The organism is Nocardioides sp. CPCC 206348 (genome assembly GCF_048654705.1).
Classification (GTDB): domain Bacteria; phylum Actinomycetota; class Actinomycetes; order Propionibacteriales; family Nocardioidaceae; genus Nocardioides.
The window spans coordinates 1-3,273 of sequence record NZ_JBMCZA010000082.1 but is presented as its reverse complement, the minus strand read 5'-3'; the positions used below and the strand labels follow the sequence as shown (position 1 = coordinate 3,273).

The following is a 3,273-nucleotide window of genomic DNA, read 5'->3' as shown; positions in this document are numbered from 1 at the left end:
TACGTCGCGGCCAAGGAGCTCCAGGCGCCGTACGAGCTCGTCGCCGAGGTTGCGCGCTCCGGCAAGCTCCCCGTCGTCCTCTTCACGGCCGGTGGCATCGCGACCCCGGCGGACGCGGCGATGATGATGCAGCTCGGTGCCGAGGGCGTGTTCGTGGGTTCGGGCATCTTCAAGTCCGGCAACCCCGCCGAGCGGGCCGAGGCGATCGTCAAGGCCACCACGTTCTACGACGACCCCGACGTCGTCGCGAAGGTCTCGCGCGGTCTCGGTGAGGCCATGGTCGGCATCAACGTCGAAGACATTCCGCAGCCGCACCGCCTCGCCGAACGCGGCTGGTGACTCCTGCCGGACCTGGTCCGGCAGGGGCCCGCCATCGGTGCCGAGGACCCCTCGGAACCGATGGATTGACATTTCGTCGAACCCCTTGGCAAAACTTTCGGGACAAAGTCCCGGTTTCCTGAACAGGGCATGCCCTGTCGTGATCCCCTTCGTTTGAGCTCGTGAGGCTGATGCCTCAGGAGAAGGCTCATCAAGTGGACCTGGGGACACAGGTCCAATGGGGACTGGAGATGTCAATGAAGAAGTCAACCAAGGGCGCGCTCGCAGCCGGATCTGCGGCGGTCCTTCTCATGGGTGGTGCAGGCACCCTCGCGTTCTGGACTGCAGACGCCGGTGTCGATGGCATCGCCGTCACGGCCGGTGAGCTGAAGATCGTCGAAGACGACTGCGACGACGCCCCCTGGGTGTTCGACAGTGGCGAGGACGAGGCCGACAAGGTCTACGAAGCCGGCGACCTGATCGTGCCCGGAGACGTGCTGACCAAGGAGTGCAGCTTCGAGGTCCAGGCGACCGGCGAGCACCTGCGCGCCACGCTCGACGTGACCGACCCGACGCGCGGGGGCAGCCTTGCTCCCGCCGACCTGACGATCGACAGCTCGTTCGAGATCGGCGGCACCCCCGTCGCTGACGGCGAGATCGACGAGTCCAACGACGGCGACGTCGTCGAGGCGTCGATCACGATCTCGTTCCTGGGAACCGCTCTCAATGGGACGCAGACCCAGGACGTGACGCTGAGCGACTTCGGGTTCTCGCTGACCCAGGTCCACACGCCCTGATCGTCTGACCGTCCGCGCTGATCGGTGCCCCTCTCGGTACGAGCAACCTTCGGCTGGCTCTGGCAGGTCGTCCTCTGGCTCCTGATTCTCGGTGTGGTGGTCGTCCTGGCGGCCGCGGTCCTGGTACCGCGGATCGCCGGGGCGACTCCCTACACCGTGCTGACGGGCTCGATGACCCCCACCTATCCACCCGGGACGCTCGTGGTCGTCAAGCCGGTCGAGTTCGATGAGATCTCGATCGGTGACGTGATCACCTACCAGCTCGAGTCGGGCAAGGCGACGGTCGTGACGCACCGCGTGGTCGGCGTGGCGAACCGCTTCGACGGCACCACGGAGCTGATCACGCGAGGCGACGCCAACGAGGATCCGGATCCGCTTCCGGTCCAGCCAGTCCAGGTGAAGGGGGAGTTGTGGTACTCGGTTCCCTACCTCGGTCACCTGAACTCGGCATTGACCGGAAACCAGCGGCAATGGGCCGTTGTCGGAGTCTCGGGGGTCCTCGTCGGCTACGCAGCGTTCATGTTCGTCGGAGCGATCCGCGACCGTCGCCGGCAGAAGCAGTCACCACCAGCGACCGAGGTCGAACCCCTGTCGGGGACCACGACCGAGGTGGCGACAACGCAGGTGCCGTCACCGGCACCTGACCAGCAGGACCGCCGCCTTGCAGCGGCGGCTGGGGGAGCAGTGCTCCTCCTCGCAGTACTGGTCCTGATCGGCATCAGGGCACATCGCAAGCACAAGGAACAGACAGGGAGCTCGTCGTCATGATTCGCCGCTGGGCATCGATCGTGGTCACCGCAATCGCGGTGGTCGCACTCGGTGCTGCCCCGGCGCACGCCGACGACGAGATCGGGCTGAGCCGTGACGGAGTCACCTGGGCCCCTCAGCTCAGCGGGCCCCTGTTCGCTCCAGACTTCCGGTTCGTCCCGGGCGACGTCGAGGTGCGGTCCTTCCGGGTCCGCAACGACGGTCCGTCAGCCGGGGTCCTGACGGTCGATGTCGTTGCGACCGATCCGGATGCACTTCTCGTCTCCGACGACATCACGATCGAGGCCCGCGTCGGCACCGGGGCGTGGCTCGACGTCGACGCCGGGACCAATCGCGTGGCGACGGAGATCAAGGTTCCCGAGGGCGCCCAGAGCCAGGTTCAGGTTCGCGCCACCTTCGACTGGGACTCAACGGTGCAGCTCCTGGAGGTCCCGTTCCGGTTGGCGCTCACCTTGTCCGAGGACGGTGACGTCGCCGGTGAGGAAGAGGGCAACGGTGACGGTGATGGTGAGGTGGGCGGCCAGGAAAGCGGCCTGCCCGACACGGGTTCTGCCGTGGGACCCGGCACGATCTGGATCGCTGCCGGCCTGATCGGCGCCGGCCTGGCGCTCGTCCTGCCGCGACGCAACCGTCGCGAGGAGGTCGCTCGTGCCTAGTCACCGCAGTCCACGCGCCCGCTGGTTCGGCCGCGGCCGTACGCGCGCCCTGCTGTCCGTCGGCGCCCTCCTCGGTGTCGGGGCGGTCGGTACAGCGGCCTACTGGCACGACGATGCCAGCGTGCCCGGTGTCGCGGTCCAGGCGGGTGCGATCCACATCGACCTCGCCACCAACAACAAGGTGAAGCCCGAGACCTACACCTGGACCGACCTGAACAGCAGCCTGCCTTCAGCAGCGGGTGGATCGGTCGCCAAGGTGCTCCGGGTCAGGAACAACAGCACCGGTCGACTGGTCTTCAACTACACGGTCTCGGCGACGGCGTCCGGCACCCTCGGCGCTGCCCTCAAGGTGACCGTCCTCAAGGGCGGGACCGTGAGCGGATCCACCTGCACCGGCGGCACGGCGGTCGGCACGGCCAACGCCAGCCTCAACGGGTTCAGCGGTTCGGGCGGCAGCCTGCAGGCGACCGCCGTGACGCCGTACCACGACCTGTGCGTCCAGGTGACCCTGCCGCCGGGCGCCGCCGCCGGCGGCCTGTCCTCCAACGTCGTCTTCACCTTCAACGCGACGCAGGTGATCTTGTGACCAGGACCGCTCGCTGGGCTCGTGAAGCCGTGCTCTGGCTCGGGGGAGCGGTCGGCGCCTTGTGCGTCGCCTCCTTCCTGGCCGGCTGGCTCTTCAACGTCACGCCGCTCGTCTTCTCCTCAGGTTCGATGAGCCCTGCCTACGAGGC

Annotated in this window: 4 protein-coding genes and 1 pseudogene; all 5 read left to right on the top strand. The window is 67.6% G+C overall.

All coding sequences use genetic code 11. From position 1 onward, the window contains the following. A pseudogene (locus ACOADB_RS04305) lies at positions 1 to 339 on the top strand (pyridoxal 5'-phosphate synthase lyase subunit PdxS); the annotation flags it as partial. 236 nt (positions 340 to 575) lie between these two features. Beyond that, positions 576 to 1,115 (top strand): alternate-type signal peptide domain-containing protein, encoded by a 540-nt coding sequence (locus ACOADB_RS04300; protein WP_378596693.1) that lies wholly within the window; start codon positions 576 to 578, stop codon positions 1,113 to 1,115. Between the two features lie 24 nt (positions 1,116 to 1,139). Then, complete coding sequence (locus ACOADB_RS04295; protein WP_378596692.1) at positions 1,140 to 1,883, top strand: signal peptidase I; 744 nt, start codon at positions 1,140 to 1,142, stop codon at positions 1,881 to 1,883. Then, positions 1,880 to 2,539 carry an LPXTG cell wall anchor domain-containing protein gene (locus tag ACOADB_RS04290; protein ID WP_378596690.1) on the top strand — a complete coding sequence of 220 codons (660 nt, stop codon included), beginning with the start codon at positions 1,880 to 1,882 and terminating at the stop codon, positions 2,537 to 2,539. The genes ACOADB_RS04295 and ACOADB_RS04290 overlap by 4 nt, the downstream gene beginning before the upstream one ends. Beyond that, positions 2,532 to 3,125: a SipW-dependent-type signal peptide-containing protein gene (locus ACOADB_RS04285; RefSeq protein WP_378596689.1), complete on the top strand. Its 594-nt coding sequence runs from the start codon at positions 2,532 to 2,534 to the stop codon at positions 3,123 to 3,125. Before ACOADB_RS04290 ends, ACOADB_RS04285 begins: the two co-directional genes overlap by 8 nt. The last annotated feature ends 148 nt before the right edge of the window (positions 3,126 to 3,273 follow it).